Annotated in this window: 21 protein-coding genes and 1 tRNA gene; 10 read left to right on the forward strand and 12 right to left on the reverse strand. The window is 71.8% G+C overall.

Annotated features, from left to right (window positions below):
• Positions 1-10 precede the first annotated feature (10 nt).
• Positions 11-562, reverse strand: coding sequence for a DoxX family protein (locus ABZ883_RS34040; protein ID WP_360913166.1), 552 nt, complete (start codon positions 560-562; stop codon positions 11-13).
• A gap of 167 nt (positions 563-729) precedes the next feature.
• Positions 730-1488 carry a DeoR/GlpR family DNA-binding transcription regulator gene (locus ABZ883_RS34045; RefSeq protein ID WP_360913168.1) on the reverse strand — a complete coding sequence of 253 codons (759 nt, stop codon included), beginning with the start codon at positions 1486-1488 and terminating at the stop codon, positions 730-732.
• 72 nt (positions 1489-1560) lie between these two features.
• Between ABZ883_RS34045 and ABZ883_RS34050 the strand changes: the two genes are divergently transcribed.
• Positions 1561-2760 carry an MFS transporter gene (locus tag ABZ883_RS34050; RefSeq protein WP_360913170.1) on the forward strand — a complete coding sequence of 400 codons (1200 nt, stop codon included), beginning with the start codon at positions 1561-1563 and terminating at the stop codon, positions 2758-2760.
• 60 nt (positions 2761-2820) lie between these two features.
• On the opposite strand, the gene ABZ883_RS34055 is transcribed toward ABZ883_RS34050, so the two are convergent.
• The 6 genes from ABZ883_RS34055 to ABZ883_RS34080 form a co-directional block, all read right to left on the reverse strand.
• On the reverse strand, positions 2821-3189 hold the full coding sequence (locus ABZ883_RS34055) for a YciI family protein (RefSeq protein ID WP_360913172.1): 369 nt from the start codon (positions 3187-3189) through the stop codon (positions 2821-2823).
• Positions 3190-3298: 109 nt separating this feature from the next.
• Entirely contained in the window at positions 3299-3769 is a 471-nt protein-coding gene (locus tag ABZ883_RS34060; protein ID WP_360913174.1) for a hypothetical protein, read from the reverse strand.
• 186 nt (positions 3770-3955) lie between these two features.
• Positions 3956-4399, reverse strand: a complete 444-nt coding sequence (locus ABZ883_RS34065) for a hypothetical protein (RefSeq protein WP_360913176.1) — start codon at positions 4397-4399, stop codon at positions 3956-3958.
• Positions 4396-4677, reverse strand: coding sequence for a hypothetical protein (locus ABZ883_RS34070; protein WP_360913178.1), 282 nt, complete (start codon positions 4675-4677; stop codon positions 4396-4398). The genes ABZ883_RS34065 and ABZ883_RS34070 overlap by 4 nt, the downstream gene beginning before the upstream one ends.
• A 75-nt stretch (positions 4678-4752) precedes the next feature.
• Positions 4753-4826, reverse strand: a tRNA-Pro gene (locus ABZ883_RS34075).
• An 89-nt stretch (positions 4827-4915) separates the two neighbouring features.
• Complete coding sequence (locus tag ABZ883_RS34080) at positions 4916-5848, reverse strand: metallophosphoesterase (protein WP_360913180.1); 933 nt, start codon at positions 5846-5848, stop codon at positions 4916-4918.
• A gap of 75 nt (positions 5849-5923) precedes the next feature.
• On the opposite strand from ABZ883_RS34080, the gene ABZ883_RS34085 reads away from it, so the two are divergent.
• Complete coding sequence (locus ABZ883_RS34085) at positions 5924-6385, forward strand: GatB/YqeY domain-containing protein (protein ID WP_360913182.1); 462 nt, start codon at positions 5924-5926, stop codon at positions 6383-6385.
• A 119-nt stretch (positions 6386-6504) separates the two neighbouring features.
• Here the strand turns inward: ABZ883_RS34085 and ABZ883_RS34090 are convergent, their stop codons facing one another.
• On the reverse strand, positions 6505-8853 hold the full coding sequence (locus ABZ883_RS34090) for a transglycosylase domain-containing protein (RefSeq protein ID WP_360913184.1): 2349 nt from the start codon (positions 8851-8853) through the stop codon (positions 6505-6507).
• A 397-nt stretch (positions 8854-9250) separates the two neighbouring features.
• On the opposite strand from ABZ883_RS34090, the gene ABZ883_RS34095 reads away from it, so the two are divergent.
• Positions 9251-9598 (forward strand): WhiB family transcriptional regulator, encoded by a 348-nt coding sequence (locus ABZ883_RS34095; RefSeq protein WP_319665424.1) that lies wholly within the window; start codon positions 9251-9253, stop codon positions 9596-9598.
• On the opposite strand, the gene ABZ883_RS34100 is transcribed toward ABZ883_RS34095, so the two are convergent.
• Both ABZ883_RS34100 and ABZ883_RS34105 read right to left on the reverse strand, forming a co-directional pair.
• Positions 9580-10980 (reverse strand): ArsA family ATPase, encoded by a 1401-nt coding sequence (locus ABZ883_RS34100; protein WP_360913186.1) that lies wholly within the window; start codon positions 10978-10980, stop codon positions 9580-9582. The genes ABZ883_RS34095 and ABZ883_RS34100 overlap by 19 nt on opposite strands.
• Entirely contained in the window at positions 10977-11957 is a 981-nt protein-coding gene (locus ABZ883_RS34105) for an ArsA-related P-loop ATPase (protein ID WP_360913188.1), read from the reverse strand. Before ABZ883_RS34105 ends, ABZ883_RS34100 begins: the two co-directional genes overlap by 4 nt.
• Before the next feature lie 71 nt (positions 11958-12028).
• On the opposite strand from ABZ883_RS34105, the gene ABZ883_RS34110 reads away from it, so the two are divergent.
• The 4 genes from ABZ883_RS34110 to ABZ883_RS34125 all read left to right on the forward strand — a co-directional run bounded on the left by ABZ883_RS34110 (position 12029) and on the right by ABZ883_RS34125 (position 14452).
• On the forward strand, positions 12029-12190 hold the full coding sequence (locus ABZ883_RS34110) for a DUF4177 domain-containing protein (RefSeq protein ID WP_106965770.1): 162 nt from the start codon (positions 12029-12031) through the stop codon (positions 12188-12190).
• Positions 12187-12657: a RidA family protein gene (locus ABZ883_RS34115; RefSeq protein ID WP_360913191.1), complete on the forward strand. Its 471-nt coding sequence runs from the start codon at positions 12187-12189 to the stop codon at positions 12655-12657. Before ABZ883_RS34110 ends, ABZ883_RS34115 begins: the two co-directional genes overlap by 4 nt.
• A 101-nt stretch (positions 12658-12758) precedes the next feature.
• Positions 12759-13631 carry an NUDIX hydrolase gene (locus tag ABZ883_RS34120; RefSeq protein ID WP_360913193.1) on the forward strand — a complete coding sequence of 291 codons (873 nt, stop codon included), beginning with the start codon at positions 12759-12761 and terminating at the stop codon, positions 13629-13631.
• Positions 13628-14452: an MBL fold metallo-hydrolase gene (locus ABZ883_RS34125; protein WP_360913195.1), complete on the forward strand. Its 825-nt coding sequence runs from the start codon at positions 13628-13630 to the stop codon at positions 14450-14452. Before ABZ883_RS34120 ends, ABZ883_RS34125 begins: the two co-directional genes overlap by 4 nt.
• Before the next feature lie 65 nt (positions 14453-14517).
• On the opposite strand, the gene ABZ883_RS34130 is transcribed toward ABZ883_RS34125, so the two are convergent.
• Complete coding sequence (locus tag ABZ883_RS34130; protein WP_319665417.1) at positions 14518-15192, reverse strand: Crp/Fnr family transcriptional regulator; 675 nt, start codon at positions 15190-15192, stop codon at positions 14518-14520.
• A gap of 254 nt (positions 15193-15446) precedes the next feature.
• Here ABZ883_RS34130 and nth point away from each other — a divergent pair, with 254 nt between their 5' ends.
• From nth to ABZ883_RS34145, 3 genes are read left to right on the forward strand one after another with little or no spacing between them, the layout of a single operon-like run.
• The gene (gene nth, locus ABZ883_RS34135; protein WP_360913267.1) at positions 15447-16268 is read left to right on the forward strand and encodes an endonuclease III; all 822 of its coding nucleotides are present in this window, start codon (positions 15447-15449) and stop codon (positions 16266-16268) included.
• A gap of 59 nt (positions 16269-16327) precedes the next feature.
• Positions 16328-16993: a CoA pyrophosphatase gene (locus ABZ883_RS34140; RefSeq protein WP_360913269.1), complete on the forward strand. Its 666-nt coding sequence runs from the start codon at positions 16328-16330 to the stop codon at positions 16991-16993.
• Between the two features lie 22 nt (positions 16994-17015).
• Positions 17016-18218 (forward strand): MarP family serine protease, encoded by a 1203-nt coding sequence (locus tag ABZ883_RS34145; RefSeq protein ID WP_360913198.1) that lies wholly within the window; start codon positions 17016-17018, stop codon positions 18216-18218.
• The last annotated feature ends 34 nt before the right edge of the window (positions 18219-18252 follow it).

Raw genomic sequence — 18252 nt, forward strand, 5'->3', positions numbered from 1 at the left:
GCGGAAGGCTCTAAAGGCTGAGCACGATCGCGGATCCGATGCCGGCCAGCCCCAGCGCGACACCGGCCTCCTTCCAGCCGCCCTTCCCCCAGCGGAACGGTCGGTCGAGCGAGAGCCTGCCGGGGCCGACGGCGGCGACGGCGAGGGCGACGGCCGCGATGGTCATCGTGTACTCCAGGCCGCCGTTCATTTCCCACAGGCCGTGCGCCGCATTGACCGTCACCATGGCGTTGATCATCACGCCGATCAGGGCGGCCGCCGCGAGAGGCGTGAACAGCCCGAGCGCGAGGCCCAGGCCGCCGAGGAACTCCGAGGCCCCGCCGAGGACGGCGAAGAGCTTCCCGGGGTGGTAGCCCAGCGCCTCGAACCCCTTGCTTGTCGCGGTGAGGCCGCCGCCGCCGAAGATCCCGAAGAGTTTCTGGCAGCCGTGCCCCGCCAGCAGCAGGCCGACGGTGACCCGCAGGAGCAGCAGCCCGCAGTCGGCGGCGGTCACCCGATGCGGCACCGGAGCGTGGGCGCCGGGCTCGGGAGCGGCACGCAGTTGTTCGGCGATGTTCTTCATGGGGAGCTCTCTTCCGCACCGGGGTCCGGGCGGTACCGGGCGGCCGTCCGGAGAACCGGCAGAGCGGGACGTTGTCCTACCGCTCCATCATTACTCCGGACCGCGCGGAAACGGGCCGGCCGCCGCGGTCGCACCGGGCGGTGAGGCACCCGCCGCGAGGCGCCCGTTCACACCCGGTGAACGGTCACCCCGGCCGCGGTCAGCGCCGCCGTTTCGTCCTCCGGGGCCTCCGAGTCCGTCACCACGGTGTGCAACGCGGTGGCGGGCGCGACGAACGCCAGGGCCGTGCGATGGAACTTCGTACCCTCGGCCACCGCGACGACCCGGCGGGCCGAGGCGATGGCCGCGCGCTTCACCGCCGCGTCGTCCAGGTCGTACGCGGTCAGCCCCTCCTTCGCGCCGAGTCCGCAGCAGCCGATCACGGCCGTGTCGAAACGCAGGGCCGACAGCGACGCCTCGGTCAGCGGCCCGGTCAGCGCCAGTTCCCCGGCCCGGGGCCGGCCACCGGGCACCAGCAGGGTCAGATCGGGCGCCCCGGCCAGCGCGTTCACCGCGTGCAGGGAGAGCGGCACCACCGTCAGCCGCCGGTGCTGGAGCGCGCGGGCGACCTCCAGGCAGGTGGTCCCGCTGTCCAGGACCACGGACTCGCCGTCCGTCAGCAGCCCGGCGACCTCCGCGGCGATCCGTCGCTTGATCTCCAGTCCCTCCTGGGTGCGCAGCGCGAAGGGCGGCTCCTCGCCGCGCAGCAGCAGGCTGCGCGCCCCTCCGCGGTAGCGCTCCAGCACGCCCTGGTCGGCCAGGACCTCCAGGTCGCGGCGGATGGTCATCTCGGAGGCACCCGTCAGCGCGGCCAGTTCCGCGACGCCGACACTGCCCGCCTCCCGCACGGCCTCGGTGATCCGCCGGAGCCGGTCTGTACTCACCATGGCAGAAGTGAACACTGCCCACGCTCAGGAATCAATCTTTCGCACATCAGGATTGTTCGTTATGTTCGAAGCATGGAGAGATCCCTGCGGGCCGGACGGCTGGCCACCTTCGTCTACTTCACCCTGAACGGCTTCCTTCTGGGGATGTGGATCGTCCACATCCCCGGCATCGAGCAGCGCGCGGGCATCGGGCACGCCGTGCTCGGCTGGCTGCTGCTCCTGCTCGGCGCGGGCGCCTTCGCCGGCATGCAGGTCGCCGGCCCGCTCACCGACCGCTTCGGGGCCCGCACCGTCGTCCCGCTCGGCGCCGCCCTGTGCAGCGCGGCCCTCCTGCTGCCCGGACTCGCCACGGACGCCTGGACCCTGGGCGGGGCCCTGCTCGTGCTCGGCATCGGGAACGGCTGCCTGGACGTCTCCATGAACGCCCACGCCGTCCAGGTCGAACGCGGCTACGGGCGGCCCGTGATGTCCGCCTTCCACGCCGCCTTCTCCGTCGGCGGCGTGCTGGCCTCCCTCGCCGGCGCCCGCGCGCTCGACCGGGGCTGGAGCCCGGCCGCCACCCTCGGGACGGTCGCCGTCGCCGGCCTGGTCGTCGCCGCCGCGACCGCCCCCGCCCTGCTGCGACCCGACACGGCCCCGTCCCCCGCAGCCCAGGACGGCGTGCCCGCCGCGCCCACCCGGGCCCGGACGCCGCAGCGCATCTGGGTGCTGGCCGCACTCGCGTTCATGGTCATGCTCAGCGAGGGCGTCGCCAACGACTGGAGCGTGCTCCACCTGCGCGACGTACTCGACGCGCCCGCCTCCACCGCCGCCCTCGCCTACGGTGCCTTCGCCACCGCCATGACCGTCGGCCGCTTCCTCACCGACCGCGTCGCCGCCCGCTTCGGCCCGGCCGCCGTCCTCCGGTACGGGGCCGCCGCGGCCGGCCTCGGCCTCACCACGGCGGCACTCTCCCCGTCGATCCCCCTCGCACTGCTCGGCTGGACGGTGTTCGGCGCCGGGCTGTCCGGCTGCGTACCCCAGCTCTTCAGCGCCGCGGGCCACGCCGACCAGGGGGCCGCCGCCACCAACGTCTCCCGCGTCGCCGGCCTCGGCTACCTCGGCATGCTCGCCGGTCCCGCCGTCATCGGCCCGCTGACCCACCTCGTACCGCTCAACGTGACGCTCTTCCTGCCGGTCGCGTTCTGCGTCACCGCGGCGTGCGCCGCAGGCGTCCTGCGGCCCCGGGCGGCAGCCGCCACCACCCGCACCCCGGAGGCCGAACCGGTATGACGGCGGCCGGGCGGGCCGATGCCGGCCCGCCCGTGAAGCCCGACCGGCCGGGCGGCCGGATCAGGCCGGGGGCTCCAGGTCGTCGAACTCCACGACCTGCCGAACCTCGACCTCCACCTCGTCGAACAGCTCGGCGTACTGCCGGGCGAGCGCGACGGCCTCCGCCCGGTCCTTGGCGTTGATCAGCCCGAAGCCGCCGATGACCTCCTTGGCCTCGGTGAAGGGACCGTCGGTCACATGCGTCGCCGCGCCCCGGGGCTTGCGCACCAACGCACCCCGCTCGGACGGATGGACGCCCTCCGCCGTGATCAAAATGCCCCGCTCGGACCAGTCCTGGATGAACGCGCCCATCTTCTCCATGAACTCCTGGCTGGGGTTCCAGGCCTCCGGGGCACTCTCGTCCAGCCGGTGCATCATCAGAAAACGCATAACAGCTCCCTAGGTGTGTCGGGCCGGGATCCGGTCGCTACCGGACACGCTGACCAGCCCGTCGTCCGTACGTCGAACGACAGCGCGCCGAATCGACACCGTTCCCGGATCAATTTTCGGGCTGAACCCGTGAGGCGCTCCAGCCGACCGCGACCGCCCAGGTCACCCCGGGGCCGGGGGTCACCCGGACCCGGCCCGCGGCCGTGTTGGTCATCTCGAAGGCGTTGAGACTCCCGTCCGGGTGCTCGGAGCAGTGCTCCGTGAGGGTGCCGTACCGGCTCGCGTCCACTGTGAGCGTGCCGGTGCCCTGGCACTGCGTGGCGACCCAGACCGTTCCCCCACGGGCCTTGGGCAGGCGCGCCTCCCAACTGCCCGTGCGCCGGCCGCTCGACGCCCACACCTTGGCATCGGACAGCGCCTTCTCGGGATCCTCCCAGGCTTTGTGCGTGGGCTCCGCGGACGCCGAAGCGCGCGCCACGGGCACGGGTTCCGCGGGCCGGTGCTCCTCCGTACAGCCGCTCAGCGCCAAGGCCGCCCCGGCGCACCCGAGCAGCACGCATCGCCGTATGCCACGTGTCACAGTGACTCCCCCGTCATGCCGGTGCCGCCCCCCGGCACCGATCCGATCATGCTGACACGGATCAGCCCGCCTTCGCAGGGTCAATCCGTACATCGCGGCGGCACCGGGATCAGCGGCGACGCGGAGCGCAGGAAACGGCAGATCGCCGGCCCCGCCGCCAGTGGAGGCCGGCCGTCGGGGCCTTGCTCATCCCTGGAGCGGCAAGCCCGCTTCGTCCTCGCTCATCGCGGTGTAGACGGTCAGGCAGGATGCGATCACATCGACCTCCGAAGGCCCCGCGATCCGGAGTCGCACCAACTCGGGGAGATCGGCGGTGCGGTCGACGAGACCGACGGCATCGTCAGGCCATGGATGAGGCAGCTGTGGGAGGTGTTCCAACAGGATCTCGTCGATGAAAGAGCCCTGGATCGCGGTCGGATCGCCTGTCTCGAGGTGGTGCAGACAAGTGAGCGAGACCACGACGTCCGGCTTGTGCGGGCCCTCCCTGAGGAAGACATCCACACAGTCGCCGTCTTCCACGTCCCCGAACGAGACCCGTTCGACGAAGTAACTCACACATGGGGCAAGCAAGCGGGCCGCTCTCAGGAAGCGGTTCTTGGCGGCATCCGCTGCCTCGGCTGCGTCGCTCATGATGTGAGGCCGGGGCCCTCGTCCTCAAGGGTGTCCATGGCTGCGTTGTGGAATCGCCGTTCGCCGTCCCTGCACGGGGCACTGAAGAAGGCCTGTTGCGCGTCGCCGAGGTCACACCGCATGAGCTCCTTGGTCACGAGCACAGCGTCGACTCCGTGGCAGTCCAACTCCATCAGGCGTTCTTGCAGGAGATGCGGATCGCGGCTGGTCTCCCAGAACGGACGGACGCGCTCGGTCGTCGCAGCGACACGCACCAGGCGCGCGGCGTCGAGTCCCATGCGGCCCTCCCAGGCTTGCCGCACAACGACTCAGGGCTCCTGGGAGAATTTCCCAGAAGCCCTGAATTCACGAAGTCGGGGTGGCGGGATTTGAACCCACGGCCTCTTCGTCCCGAACGAAGCGCGCTACCAAGCTGCGCCACACCCCGGTGTCGCGTCGTGGCCCTTCGGCCCGGCGCGACGAGGATTACTCTAGCGGACCGGCCGCTGGAGACGAAATCCGGTTTTCCGGGGTGGTTCAGCCGGCCGGGACGAGGGTGAGGAGGGTGGCTTCCGGGGGGCAGGCGAAACGGACCGGGGTGTAGCGGTTGGTGCCGCAGCCCGCGGAGACGTGCAGGTGGGAGCGGTGTCCGCCGGCCTCGTGGGCGGACAGGCCCTTCACGCGGTCCGGGTCGATGTCGCAGTTGGTGACCAGGGCCCCGTAGAAGGGGATGCAGAGCTGGCCGCCGTGGGTGTGGCCGGCGAGGATCAGCGGGTAGCGGTCGGCGGTGAAGGCGTCGAGAACCCGCAGGTAGGGGGCGTGGACGACGGCGAGGGAGAGGTCGGCTCCGCTGTCGGGGCCGCCGGCGACCTCGGTGTAGCGGTCGCGCCGGATGTGGGGGTCGTCCAGGCCGGTGAAGGCGATCTCGATGCCGTCGTCGAGCTTGAGGCGGCCGCGGGCGTTGTTGACCCCGACCCAGCCGGCCATGTCGAAGGCGTCGCGGACGTCCTCCCACGGGTTGCGGGTGACGCCGATCGCCGGGTCGTTCTTGCCGTTGAGGCCGTGGACCCCGCGGGACCGCTCCAGCAGGTAGCGGGCGGGGTTGCGCAGCTTGGGGGCGTAGTAGTCGTTGGAGCCGAAGACGTACGCACCGGGCAGGTCCAGCAGCGGGCCCAGGGCGTCGAGGAGCTCGGGGACGCCGTCGGGGTCGGAGAGGTTGTCACCGGTGTTGACGACGAAGTCGGGCCGCAGTCCGGCGAGGGACTGCAGCCAGCGGCGCTTCTTGTTCTGCCCGCTGACCATGTGGATGTCCGAGAGCTGCAGGACGCGGACGGGCCGCATCCCGGGCGGCAGCACGGGCACCTGCACCCTGCGCAGGCGGAAGGAGCGTGCCTCGATGCCGGCCGCGTAGGCCACGCAGGCCGCGCCGGCGGCTGTGATGCCCAGGGGTACTGCGTATAGCGCGCGCATGCACCCATGGTGGCAGACGGCTCGTCAGCGATAAATCTCCGGCCCTCCCGGCAGGGACCTGGCAGACTCGACGCCATGACCACCACGCTCAAGCAGCGTCTGCACGACGACCTCACGGCTGCCATGAAGGGACGGGACGAGCTCGTCACGTCCACCCTGCGCCTCACCCTGACCGCGATCACCAAGGAGGAGGTCGCGGGCAAGGAGGCGCGCGAGCTCTCCGACGACGAGGTGCTCCAGGTGATCGGCCGCGAGGCCAAGAAGCGCCGGGAGGCCGCCGAGGCCTTCGAGCAGGGCGGCCGCAAGGAGTCCGCGGAGCGGGAGCTCGCGGAGGGCGAGGTGCTCGCCCGCTACCTGCCCAAGCAGCTGGACGACGCCGAGCTGGCCGGGATCGTCTCCGCGGCGATCAAGGAGTCGGGCGCCGAGGGACCCCGGGCCATGGGCGCGGTCATGAAGATCGTGAACCCGAAGGTGTCCGGCCTCGCCGAGGGCGGCCGGGTCGCCGCCGAGGTGAAGCGGCAGCTCGCAGGGGGCTGAGGGCCGGGGAGCGGGTCGCCGCTCCCGGAGAACGCGAACGAAGGGGCGCCCCGGACCGATGCGGTCCGGGGCGCCCCTTCGTCTGTCCGGCCAGGTGTGGCCGGGTGCGGCCGGCGGTGTCAGCCGGTGCCGCCATTGCCGGGGGTGACGGCCCCGCCGTCCGTGGTGCCGACGTCGCTGCCGCCGCCCGGACCGCCGTCGTTCGGGCCGGCCCCGCCGGCCCCGCCGCCGTTCCCGTTGCCGCCGCCGTTGCCGCCGAGGAGACCGCCGAAGAAGTCTCCGCCCCCTTCGTTGCCGCCGTTCCCGTTGCCGCCCTGGTCGCCGCCGTTGTCGCCACCGCGGATGTCGCCGTGGCCGTGGCCGTCGCCCTCGTCGCCGTGGTCATCGGGCTTCACCGGCTCGCGGATCGCGACCGTCGGCAGGCTGTCGGAGGTCGTCCCGGACAGGGCGCCGGCCATGGCGTCCTTCCAGATCGGGCCCGGGGTGTCGGCACCGAAGACCTTGGGGTGGTAGACGCCGCCGATGGTGATGTCGGTCATCTGCCGCTTGTGGGCGGGGTCACCGACCCACACCGCGCCGGCCAGGTCCGAGGTGTAGCCGACGAACCAGGCCGCGTAGCGGAAGTCCGTCGTACCGGTCTTGCCCGCGCTGTCGCGGTCGGTCAGGCCGGCCTGCTGGCCGGTGCCGTCCTCGACCACGCCCTTGAGGAGCGTGTTGAGGGTCGCGGCCGTCTGCTCGGTCATGGCCCGCTTGCACTCGCTCTTCGGCACGGGCAGCTTCTTGCCGGTCGCGTCGGTGATCGACTCGATGGCGACCGGCGAGCAGTAGACGCCCTTGTTGGCGAAGGTCGCGTAGGCGTTCGCCATGGTCAGCGGTGAGACCTCCTGGGTGCCCAGGGTGATGGAGGGCACCTGGTCGAGCGGCTTGCCGTTGGCGCGCTGTATCCCCATGGCCTTGGCCATGTCGGTGACCGGGCACACGCCGATGTCGCTGATCAGCTGCACGAAGTAGGTGTTGACGGACTTGGCGGTGGCTTCCTTCATCGAGTACGGGCCCTTCTCGGACTCGTTCTCGTTCTCGACCGTGGCGGGGTCCGTCCGGGAGTTGAGCCAGTTGCCGCGGCAGGTCGTGACCGGGCTCGGGTAGTCCATCTTGTACGGCGCCGGGTAGACCTGCGCCGGGTCGGTGCCCTGCTCGATCGCGGCGGCCGCGGTGATGGCCTTGAAGGTGGAGCCCGGCTGGTAGCCGGCGCCGCCGCCCATGGACTGGCCGACGGAGAGGTTGATCTGGGTCTGGTTCTTCTTGAAGCCGTACGGGCGCGACTGCCCCATCGCGACGATCTTGCCCGTACCGGGCTTGACCAGCGTCACCGCGGAGGCGACGTCGTCGCTCTGGTAGACGTGATCGTTTATCGACGCCTGGACGGCCTGCTGGGCCTTCGGGTCCAAGGTGGTGCGGACGACGAGGCCGCCCTGGTTCCAGCGCTTGGCGCGGTCGGCCTTGGTCTTGCCGAAGGTCGGGTCGGTGAGGAAGACCTCGCGCACGTAGTCGCAGAAGAAGCCGGCGCCGTTGACGGCCGTGATGCAGCCGTTCTTGGGCTGGCTGACCTTGAGGCCGAGCGGCTTCTTCTTGGCCGCGTCGGCCTGCGCCTGCGTGATGTTCTTCAGGTCGGCCATGCGCTGCAGCACGACGTTGCGGCGCTGGGTGGCTTCCTGCGGGTCGTTGACGGGGTCGAAGCGGCTGGGCGACTGGACGATGCCCGCCAGCAGGGCGGAGTCGGTCAGGGTGAGGTCCTTGGCGGACTTGCTGAAGTAGCGCCGGGCGGCGGATTCGACTCCGTACGCCTGCTCGCCGAAGAAGGTGATGTTGAGATAGTTCTCGAGGATCTGCTTCTTCCCCAGCTCGTCCTCGAGCTGGATGGCGTACTTCATCTCCTTGATCTTGCGGCCCACGGTCTGCTGGGTGGCCTGGGCGACCTTGGTGGGGTCGTCGCCGGCCTCCTCGATGAAGACGTTCTTCACGAACTGCTGGGTCAGCGTGGAGGCGCCCTCGGAGACGCCGCCGTCCTGGGCGTTCTTGTTGAGGGCGCGCAGGATGCCCTTGACGTCGATGGCGCCGTGCTCGTAGAAGCGGGCGTCCTCGATGGCGACGATGGCCTGCTGCATCGACTTGCTCATCGCGCTGAGGGGGACGACCTTGCGGTCGCGCGAGTAGACGGTCGCGATCAGACCGCCCTTGGCGTCCAGGATCTGGGTGCTCTGGGAGAGCGGCGGACGCCTGAGCTCGCCGGGGAGCGAGTCGAAGCCGGCCGCGGTCCCCTTGGCGCTCAGTCCGAGCGCTCCGGCCGCGGGCAGCGCGATGCCGGCCAGCACGACGCCGGACAGGACACTGACACCCAGGAACTTGGCGGCCTGCTGCGCGGTACTGATGCCACCGCCACGCGTGCCGCCTGATCGCTTGTGACCCATGAGGTGCAGCTTACGTTGCGATTCCTAGGACGTGGGCATGCTTGTTCGCCTAGTCTGTAACAGACAGGCGCCAAAGACGCGCACGCGTCTGTCTTCCGACCTCACTCTTGTGGGTGATGAGAACTGCCCGAATTCCTGTCATATGCCAGCCATATGGCCTGGATCTCGGGGCATCAAGCGAGTGGCTTGACCGTTTATGTGCGGTTAGTCCGTTTTGGCACCTGCTCACTCCCCAGGGTGATCTACCGCTGACCCATAGTCCGTTCGGGCCATTCAAGATTGGGCCTGAAAGGGCTGTTGCGTCGTGCCCACCTTCCGTAACGTCCTCAACTGGCAACGGTGAATATGCCGCTTGCCGCCGTGGGGGAGCCTCGATTCGGGAGAGGACGGCGCCAGCATGAGCAGCTGGGTTACGGACTGGAGTACGCAGGCCGCGTGCCGCACGACGGATCCGGACGAGCTTTTCGTCCAGGGAGCGGCCCAGAACAGGGCCAAGGCGGTGTGCACGGGGTGCCCGGTACGCACGGAGTGCCTGGCCGACGCCTTGGACAACCGGGTGGAGTTCGGTGTCTGGGGCGGGATGACCGAGCGCGAGCGCAGGGCACTGCTGCGCCGGCGCCCCACGGTCACCTCGTGGCGCAGGCTGCTGGAGACCGCGCGTACGGAGTACGAGCAGAGCACCGGCGTGCACCTGGGCGACGACGACTACGACGGTGAGTACGACGACTACGCGGCCGTCGGCTGACCCTGCGCGAGGCGTTCGCCGATCTCGCGCAGGCCCTCCAGGTCGTGCACGTCGCCCGGCAGGGCGGCGACGTCGACCATGGGCACTTCGGGGTGCACGGAGACGAAGCGGTCGCGGGTGCGTCGTTCACGCGCGACCAGCTGCATCCGCTCGGCGTGCAGGCGCAGCAGTCCGGCGGCGAGGCGGTCGGCGCTCCACGGATCCGCGTCCGGATCGGTGGGGTCGGAAGTGCTGTGGTCCGTGCTGAGGGTCCCTTCGGTGCCGTCGGCCGTACGGAGTCCAGCCTTCCCGCCGGGCTGATCCACAATGCCGCGGTTTTGAAGATTTTCTGTGGATTCGTCAAACTCCCTGGTCAGCCGGGGAGTTGATGGATTCTTCCCGTCGGGGGCATCCCACTCGGCGGTCATGGAGTCGCTGTCGGCGGGGTCGGCAGTGTCAGCTGTGTCCTCGGCCAGTGCCTCCGCCGCGGCCAGCGCCCGCTCGGCCGTGAGCTGCGCCGCACCGCTGCCGTGCACCCGGTTCAGCACGAGCCCGGCCAGCGGCATGTCCTCCGCGGCCAGCCGCTCCACGAAGTACGCCGCCTCGCGCAGCGCGTCCCGCTCCGGCGCCGCGACCACCAGGAACGCGGTGCCGTTCGCCTGGAGCAGCTTGTACGTGGCGTCCGCCCGGGAGCGGAAGCCGCCGAACATCGAGTCCATCGCCGCCACGAAGGTCTGCACGTCCTTGAGCAGGTGGGCGCCCATGACCTTGCTGAGCACCCCGGTCATCATCGACATCCCGACGTTCAGGAACTTCACCCCGGCCCGCCCGCCGACCTTCGCCGGGGCCATCAGCAGCCGGATGAAGCGGCCGTCCAGGAAGGACCCCAGCCGCTTGGGGGCGTCCAGGAAGTCCAGCGCGGACCGGCTCGGGGGCGTGTCGACCACGATCAGGTCCCAGGCGTCCAGCGCCCGCAGCTGGCCCAGCTTCTCCATCGCCATGTACTCCTGCGTGCCGGCGAAGCCCGCGGAGAGCGACTGGTAGAAGGGGTTGTCGATGATCGCGCGGGCCCGGTCGGGGTCGCTGTGCTGCACGACGACCTCGTCGAAGGTCCGCTTCATGTCCAGCATCATCGCGTGCAGTTCACCGCCCGCGGACTCGTCGATGCCGGCGACCCTGCGGGGGGTGTTGTCCAGCTCCGTGAGCCCCATCGACTGGGCCAGCCGGCGTGCCGGGTCGATGGTCAGCACGACCGCCCTGCGGCCCCGCTCGGCGGCGCGCACGCCCAGGGCGGCGGCCGTGGTGGTCTTGCCGACCCCTCCGGAGCCGCAGCACACGACGATCCGGGTCGCCGGATCGTCCAGCAGCGCGTCGATGTCCAATACCGGACTGTCCAGACTCATGCGACCCCCAGCCCCTGTTTCCGCAGATTTTCGGCCAATCTGTACAACCCACCAAGATCGACGCCGTCGGCCAGCCGACCCAGTTCGTACGACGGCAGGCCGAGCCCGGCGAGCTCCGCGCGCTGGGTGCGCTCCAGCGCGACCCGCTCGGCGTGCTCGTGCGCCTGCGTCAGCAGGGGGTCGATCAGCCGCTCCGCCAGCCCGCCGCGCCGGGCGCCGCCGAGGCCGGCCTGGGAGAGCGCCTTGGCCAGGGCGGTGCGCCGTCCGCTGCTCGCGGCGGCCACGGCGTCGCCGTCCATCAGCACCGGGCGGACCATGTTGATGATGACGGCACCGGTGGGCAGACCGGCCGCGTGCAGCTCCGCCGCACCGTCCACGGTCTCCTGCACCGGCATCTCCTCCAGGAGGGTGACCAGGTGCACCGCGGTGTCGGGCGATTTCAGCACCCGCATCACGGACTGCGCCTGATTGTGTATCGGACCGAACCGGGCCAGTCCCGCGACCTCGTCGTTGACGTTCAGGAAGCGGGTGATCCGGCCGGTCGGCGGCGCGTCGAGGACGACCGCGTCGTACGTCCGCCAGCCCGCGCGGTCCTTGCGGCGCACGGCCTCGCACACCTTGCCGGTGAGCAGCACGTCCCGTACGCCCGGGGCGACGGTGGTCGCGAAGTCGATGGCGCCGAGCTTCTTCAGCGCCCGGCCGGCGCGGCCGAGCTTGTAGAACATGTCGAGGTAGTCCAGGAGCGCCTGTTCGGCGTCGATGGCCAGCGCGTGCACCTCGCCGCCGCCCGGGGCGACGGCGATCTTCCGCTCCTCGTACGGAAGCGCCTCGGTCTCGAAGAGCTGCGCGATGCCCTGGCGCCCCTCGACCTCGGCCAGCAGGGTGCGCCGTCCCTCGGCGGCCAGCGCCAGCGCCAGCGCGGCGGCGACGGTCGTCTTTCCCGTCCCGCCCTTGCCCGTCACGATGTGGAGCCTCACGTCTTCGAGCCTAACCAGTGGAGGGCGGGGCTACTCGGGGGCTCGGCTGTGCGAGGCATTACAGTCCCCTCATGACCAAGTGGGAATACGCGACCGTGCCGCTGCTGGTGCACGCGACGAAGCAGATTCTGGACACCTGGGGCGAGGACGGCTGGGAGCTCGTCCAGGTCGTGCCCGGCCCCAACAACCCCGAGCAGTTGGTGGCGTACCTCAAGCGGGAGAAGGGCGCGTGAGCGCCGTCGAGCAGCGGCTCGTCGACCTCGGGCTGACACTGCCCGAGGTGGCGGCGCCCCTGGCGGCGTACGTGCCCGCGGTGCTCTCCGGGTCGTACGTCTTCACGGCGGGCCAGCTCCCGCTGGTCGACGGCAAGCTGACGACCTGCGGCAAGGTCGGCGCCGAGGTCACCCCCGAGCAGGCCCGGGACCTCGCGCGCATCTGCGCGCTCAACGCCCTGGCGGCCGTCAAGTCCGTGGCGGGCGACCTCGACCGGGTGAAGCGGGTCGTCAAGGTCGTCGGTTTTGTCGCCTCCGCCCCCGACTTCACCGGGCAGCCCGGGGTCGTCAACGGCGCGAGCGAGCTGCTGGGCCAGGTCCTCGGCGACGCCGGCGTCCACGCGCGCAGCGCGGTCGGCGTGGCGGTGCTCCCGCTGGACGCCCCCGTCGAGGTGGAGATCCAGGTCGAGCTGGAGCCCGCGGGCTGACCTCCCGCGGTCCGTGTCCAGGGGGCCCGGCCCCCTGGACGCCCGGCCCCGGCGGGGGCGCACTGTCGAACATCCCCGCGCCAGCGCATAGCATCCGCCCCATGACCACCACGAACGGCCAGTGGTTCCCGCCCAGCTGGCCCGAGCGGATCAGGGCGCTCACCCAGGGCACGCTGGTGCCCGTCGAGCCTCGCCGGGCGGCCACCGTGCTGCTGCTGCGCGACACCGGCCGCGGCCCCGCGGTCCACATGCTGCGCCGGCGCGCCTCCATGGCGTTCGCCGCGGGCGCGTACGCCTACCCCGGCGGCGGTGTGGACCGGCGCGACGAGCGCCCGGTCGCGTGGGCCGGCCCGGCGCCGGAGCAGTGGGCGCGGCGCCTGGGCGAGGGCCTGGGACCGGCCGAGGCACAGGCGATCGTGTGCGCCGCGGTGCGCGAGACGTTCGAGGAGTCCGGTGTGCTGCTGGCCGGCCCGGACGGGGACTCGGTCGTGGACGACACCACCGGCGAGGGCTGGGAGGCGGACCGCCGCGCGCTGGTCTCCCGCGACCTGTCCTTCGCGGACTTCCTGGACCGCCGCTCGCTGGTGCTCCGCTCCGATCTGCTCGGCCCCTGGGCGCGGTGGATCACCCCGGAGTTCGAGGAGCGCCGCTACGACACCTGGTTCTTCCTGACCGCGCTCCCGCCCGGTCAGCGGACCCGCGACGTGTCGGGGGAGGCCGACCGCACGGAGTGGCTGCGCCCGCAGGAGGCCGTCGCCGGTTACGACCGCGGCGAGATGGTCATGCTGCCGCCGACGATCGCGACGCTGCGCGGGCTGCTGCCGTACGACTCCGCCGAGGCGGCCCTGGCGGCCGCCGGGGAGGGCAGGGACCTGACACCGGTCCTGGCGAAGGCCGAACTCGTGGGCGAGGAGATCGTGCTGAGCTGGCCCGGCCACGAGGAGTTCACCAAGCGCATGGGAGCCGGCGAATGACCTCGTCCCTGCCTCCGGGCAACCCGCGCGGCGCGGTCGGCGGCCGCGCCACCGAGCGCGCGCTGTGCGTGCTGGCCCCCAACCCCTCGCCGATGACCCTGGACGGCACCAACACCTGGATCGTCGGCGAGCCCGACTCCGACCTCGCCGTCGTCATCGACCCGGGCCCGCTGGACGAGGGGCACCTGAGCACCGTCGTCTCCACGGCGCATTCGCTCGGCAAGCGGATCGGCCTGACCCTGCTCACCCACGGCCACCCCGACCACGCCGAGGGCGCGGCCCGTTTCGCCGAGCTGACCGGCACCGCCGTACGGGCCCTGGACCCGGCGCTGCGCCTGGGCGACGAGGGGCTGGGCGCGGGGGACGTGATCACCACCGGCGGCCTGGAACTGCGTGTCGTCCCCACCCCCGGGCACACCGCGGACTCCCTGTCGTTCCATCTCCCGGCCGACGGGGCGGTGCTGACCGGCGACACCGTCCTCGGCCGCGGCACCACCGTCGTCGCGCACCCCGACGGCCGTCTCGGCGACTACCTCGACTCCCTGCGCCGGCTCCAAGCGCTGGCGGTGGACGGCGGGGTCACGACGGTCCTGCCCGGGCACGGGCCGGTGCTGGCGGACGCGCGCGGCGCGGTCGAGTTCTACCTCGCCCACCGCGCCCACCGGCTCGCCCAGGTGGAGACGGCGGTGGAGGAGGGGCGCACCACCCCGTCCGAGGTCGTCGCGCACGTCTACGCGGACGTGGACCGGGCCCTGTGGCCGGCGGCCGAGCTGTCGGTGCGGGCGCAGCTGGACTACCTGCTGGAGCACGGGCTGATCTGAGGCCCTGCGGGACGGAACGCGTAAGGGGCGCCCACAAGAGTGGGCGCCCCTTACGGATGTACGGGTCAGCGCGAGCGCTTGGCCAGTCGCTCGACGTCCAGCAGGATGACCGCGCGGGCCTCCAGGCGCAGCCAGCCGCGGCCCGCGAAGTCGGCGAGCGCCTTGTTCACGGTCTCGCGCGAGGCGCCGACCAGCTGGGCCAGCTCCTCCTGCGTCAGGTCGTGGACGACGTGGATGCCCTCCTCGGACTGCACGCCGAAGCGGCGCGACAGGTCCAGCAGCGCCTTGGCCACCCGGCCCGGCACATCGGAGAAGACCAGGTCCGACATCACGTCGTTGGTGCGCCGCAGGCGCCGCGCGACGGCCCGCAGCAGGGCGGTGGAGACCTCGGGCCGGGCGTTGAGCCAGGGCTGGAGGTCGCCGTGGCCGAGGCCGAGCAGCTTGACCTCGGTCAGTGCGGTGGCGGTCGCGGTGCGCGGGCCGGGGTCGAAGAGCGACAGCTCACCGATCAGCTCGCCGGGGCCCACCACGGCCAGCATGTTCTCGCGGCCGTCGGGGGACGTGCGGTGCAGCTTCACCTTGCCCTCGGTGACGACGTACAGCCGGTCCCCGGGTTCACCCTCGTGGAACAGCGAGTCGCCGCGCGCGAGCGTGACCTCCGCCATCGAGGCGCGCAGTTCAGCGGCCTGCTCATCGTCGAGCGCCGCGAAAAGCGGTGCGCGCCGCAGAACGTCGTCCACGTGCTCTCTCCTTGTCGACATCGCTGGGTCGGTCCCCATCATGCCCGACAGTAAAACAGTGCGATCAATCACAAGTCTGTCTTATGTGTTCGCGGGCGAGCGCCCCGGGGGTCCTTTCGGGGGCCGGATCGCGGCAGTCCAGGGCGATTGTCGGTGCCGAGGCTTAGGCTGGCCGGGTGTCTGATACGCCGAGCGTGCGCAGGAAACAGCAGGGTGGAGGGGCCGGGCGGGTGACGCCGAAGGCCGATTCAGCCCTGAGCGAACAGGTTCCCGCGAAGCCCGCCGGCGGCCGCGCGCGGGGTGCCCGGGGGCCCGAGTCGCGTCTGGCGACGGTGCGCCGCGCCCGCCGCATCAACCGCGAACTCGCCGAGCTGTACCCGTACGCCCACCCCGAGCTCGACTTCGAGAACCCCTTCCAGCTCCTGGTGGCCACGGTGCTCTCCGCGCAGACCACCGACCTGAGGGTCAACCAGACCACGCCCCGGCTCTTCGCCCGGTACCCGGCGCCGGAGGACCTGGCGGCCGCCGACCCGGAGGAGCTGGAGCAGCTGATCCGCCCCACCGGCTTCTTCCGCGCCAAGGCGCGCTCGCTGCTCGGCCTGTCCGCCGCGCTGCGCGACCGCTTCGGCGGCGAGGTTCCCGGCCGGCTGGAGGACCTGGTGACCCTGCCCGGCGTCGGCCGCAAGACGGCCAACGTCGTCCTGGGCAACGCGTTCGGCGTGCCCGGCCTGACCGTCGACACCCACTTCGGGCGGCTCGCCCGCCGCTTCGGCTGGACCGCCTCCGAGGACCCGGAGAAGGTCGAGCAGGACGTCATGGCGATCTTCCCCAAGAGCGAGTGGACGATGGTGTCCCACCGGCTGATCTTCCACGGCCGCCGGATCTGCCACGCCCGCCGCCCCGCCTGCGGGGCCTGCCCGATCGCCCCGCTCTGCCCGTCGTACGGGGAGGGCGAGACCGATCCGGAGAAGGCGAAGAAACTGCTGAAGTACGAGATGGGCGGCGCCCCGGGCCAGCGGCTGAAGCCGCCGCCCGGTTACCCGGGCACGGCGGCGCCCCCGCTGGAGGTGGAGTGACCGGAGCACGTCACGGCGTCGACGGCAGCAACAGCGTCAACAACGTCAATGGCCCGGGGATCAACGGCGTCGCGGTGCGGCGCGAGGGTCTGCCGGAGTGGCTGGAGCCGGTGGCCCGAGCCGCCGACGCGGTGGAGCCGGAGCAGCTGAGCCGCTTCCTGCCGCCGCCCACCGGAGGGCGGCCCTCCGCCGTCCTGGTCCTCTTCGGCGACGAGGGCGGGACGGGACGCCCCGAGCTGCTCCTGATGGAGCGCGCGGCCTCGCTGCGCTCGCACGCCGGGCAGCCGTCCTTCCCCGGCGGTGCGCTCGACCCGGAGGACGGCGACCCGGAGGGCGCCGGACCGCTGCGCGCCGCGCTGCGCGAGGCATGGGAGGAGACCGGCCTCGACCCCACCGGAGTGCAGCTGTTCGGTGTGCTGCCGCGGCTGTACATCCCGGTGAGCGGGTTCGTGGTGACGCCGGTGCTGGGCTGGTGGCACACCCCGAGCCCGGTGGGCGCGGTCGACCTCGCCGAGACCGCGCGGGTGTTCACGGCGCCGGTCGACGAGCTGACCGACCCCGCGAACCGCGTCACGGTCCGGCACCCCAGCGGCTACCGCGGGCCCGCGTTCCAGGTCGGGGGCGCCCTGGTCTGGGGCTTCACGGCGGGCCTGATCGACCGGATTCTCCACTTCGCGGGCTGGGAGCGGCCTTGGGATCGGGCAAAGACGGTCCCACTGGGCTGAGCTGCCATGAGACGGTGTGCAGGTGAATGTGCTGGACATCGTGCTGTTGCTGGCCGCCGTGTGGTTCGCGATCGTGGGCTACCGCCAGGGATTCATCGTCGGCGTGATGTCGGTGATCGGCTTCCTCGGCGGTGGTCTGGTCGCGATCTACGTGCTGCCCGTGATCTGGCACGAGGTCACCGGGAACTCGGCCCCGGGCACGGTCGCGGTGGTCGCCGCCGTGGTCCTGGTGATCGTGTGCGCCTCGGTGGGGCAGGCGTTCACCACGCATCTGGGCAACAAGGTCCGCACACACGTCAGCTGGTCCCCCGCCCGCGCCGTGGACGCGATCGGCGGGGCGCTGGTCAACGTCCTGGCCATGCTGCTGGTCGCCTGGCTCATCGGTTCCGCCCTCGCCACGACCACCACGCTGCCGACCCTCGGCCGTGAGGTCCGCTCGTCCAAGGTGCTGCTGGGGGTGGCGCGGATCGTGCCGCCGGCCGCCGACACCTGGTTCGCCGACTTCAGTTCCGCCCTCGCGCAGAACGGACTCCCGCAGGTCTTCTCGCCGTTCGGCACCGAGCCGATCACCGACGTGCCCGCGCCGGACCCCGCGCTCGCCGGCAGCCGGGTCGTCGGCGAGGCCCGGCGCAGCATCGTGAAGGTCGTGGGCACGGCGCCCAGCTGCGGCAAGGTGCTGGAGGGCACCGGCTTCGTCTTCGCGCCGCACCGGGTGATGACCAACGCCCATGTCGTCGGCGGCGTCGACAACCCCACCGTGCAGATCGGCGGCGTGGGCCGGGTGTACGACGGCAAGGTCGTGCTCTACGACTGGCAGCGCGACATCGCCGTCATCGACGTCCCCGCGCTGTCGGCGCCCCCGTTGACCTTCACCGGCGGCGACGCCAAGTCCCGCGACGGCGCGATCGTGGCCGGCTTCCCGGAGAACGGCGGCTTCGACGTCCGTGCCGCCCGGGTGCGCGGCCGCATCTCGGCGACGGGTCCGGACATCTACCACCGCGGCACGGTCCACCGCGACGTCTACTCCCTGTTCACCCTCGTACGGCAGGGCAACTCCGGTGGTCCGCTGCTGACTCCCGACGGGCGGGTGTACGGCGTCGTGTTCGCCAAGTCGCTGGACGACGCGGACACCGGCTACGCCCTGACGGCGGACGAGGTCCGCGCCGACGTCCAGGCCGGGCGTACGGCGGACCGGCAGGTCGACACGCAGGCGTGCGCCCTGTGAGAGCCCGTGCGGGCGGGGTGCTTCCGCCGGTGGC

It is taken from the genome of Streptomyces sp. NPDC046977, assembly GCF_040644455.1.
Lineage (GTDB): Bacteria > Actinomycetota > Actinomycetes > Streptomycetales > Streptomycetaceae > Actinacidiphila.

What these genes read in the sequence shown, in the direction of transcription:
- ABZ883_RS34125 (WP_360913195.1), top strand. Translation starts at nt 13,628, where the DNA reads ATGACCTCGTCCCTGCCTCCGGGCAACCCGCGCGGCGCGGTCGGCGGC.
- ABZ883_RS34045 (WP_360913168.1), bottom strand. Translation starts at nt 1,488, where the DNA reads ATGGTGAGTACAGACCGGCTCCGGCGGATCACCGAGGCCGTGCGGGAG.
- ABZ883_RS34090 (WP_360913184.1), bottom strand. Translation starts at nt 8,853, where the DNA reads ATGGGTCACAAGCGATCAGGCGGCACGCGTGGCGGTGGCATCAGTACC.
- ABZ883_RS34055 (WP_360913172.1), bottom strand. Translation starts at nt 3,189, where the DNA reads ATGCGTTTTCTGATGATGCACCGGCTGGACGAGAGTGCCCCGGAGGCC.
- ABZ883_RS34085 (WP_360913182.1), top strand. Translation starts at nt 5,924, where the DNA reads ATGACCACCACGCTCAAGCAGCGTCTGCACGACGACCTCACGGCTGCC.
- ABZ883_RS34040 (WP_360913166.1), bottom strand. Translation starts at nt 562, where the DNA reads ATGAAGAACATCGCCGAACAACTGCGTGCCGCTCCCGAGCCCGGCGCC.
- ABZ883_RS34070 (WP_360913178.1), bottom strand. Translation starts at nt 4,677, where the DNA reads ATGGGACTCGACGCCGCGCGCCTGGTGCGTGTCGCTGCGACGACCGAG.
- ABZ883_RS34120 (WP_360913193.1), top strand. Translation starts at nt 12,759, where the DNA reads ATGACCACCACGAACGGCCAGTGGTTCCCGCCCAGCTGGCCCGAGCGG.
- ABZ883_RS34065 (WP_360913176.1), bottom strand. Translation starts at nt 4,399, where the DNA reads ATGAGCGACGCAGCCGAGGCAGCGGATGCCGCCAAGAACCGCTTCCTG.
- ABZ883_RS34095 (WP_319665424.1), top strand. Translation starts at nt 9,251, where the DNA reads ATGAGCAGCTGGGTTACGGACTGGAGTACGCAGGCCGCGTGCCGCACG.
- ABZ883_RS34080 (WP_360913180.1), bottom strand. Translation starts at nt 5,848, where the DNA reads ATGCGCGCGCTATACGCAGTACCCCTGGGCATCACAGCCGCCGGCGCG.
- ABZ883_RS34050 (WP_360913170.1), top strand. Translation starts at nt 1,561, where the DNA reads ATGGAGAGATCCCTGCGGGCCGGACGGCTGGCCACCTTCGTCTACTTC.
- ABZ883_RS34100 (WP_360913186.1), bottom strand. Translation starts at nt 10,980, where the DNA reads ATGAGTCTGGACAGTCCGGTATTGGACATCGACGCGCTGCTGGACGAT.
- ABZ883_RS34110 (WP_106965770.1), top strand. Translation starts at nt 12,029, where the DNA reads ATGACCAAGTGGGAATACGCGACCGTGCCGCTGCTGGTGCACGCGACG.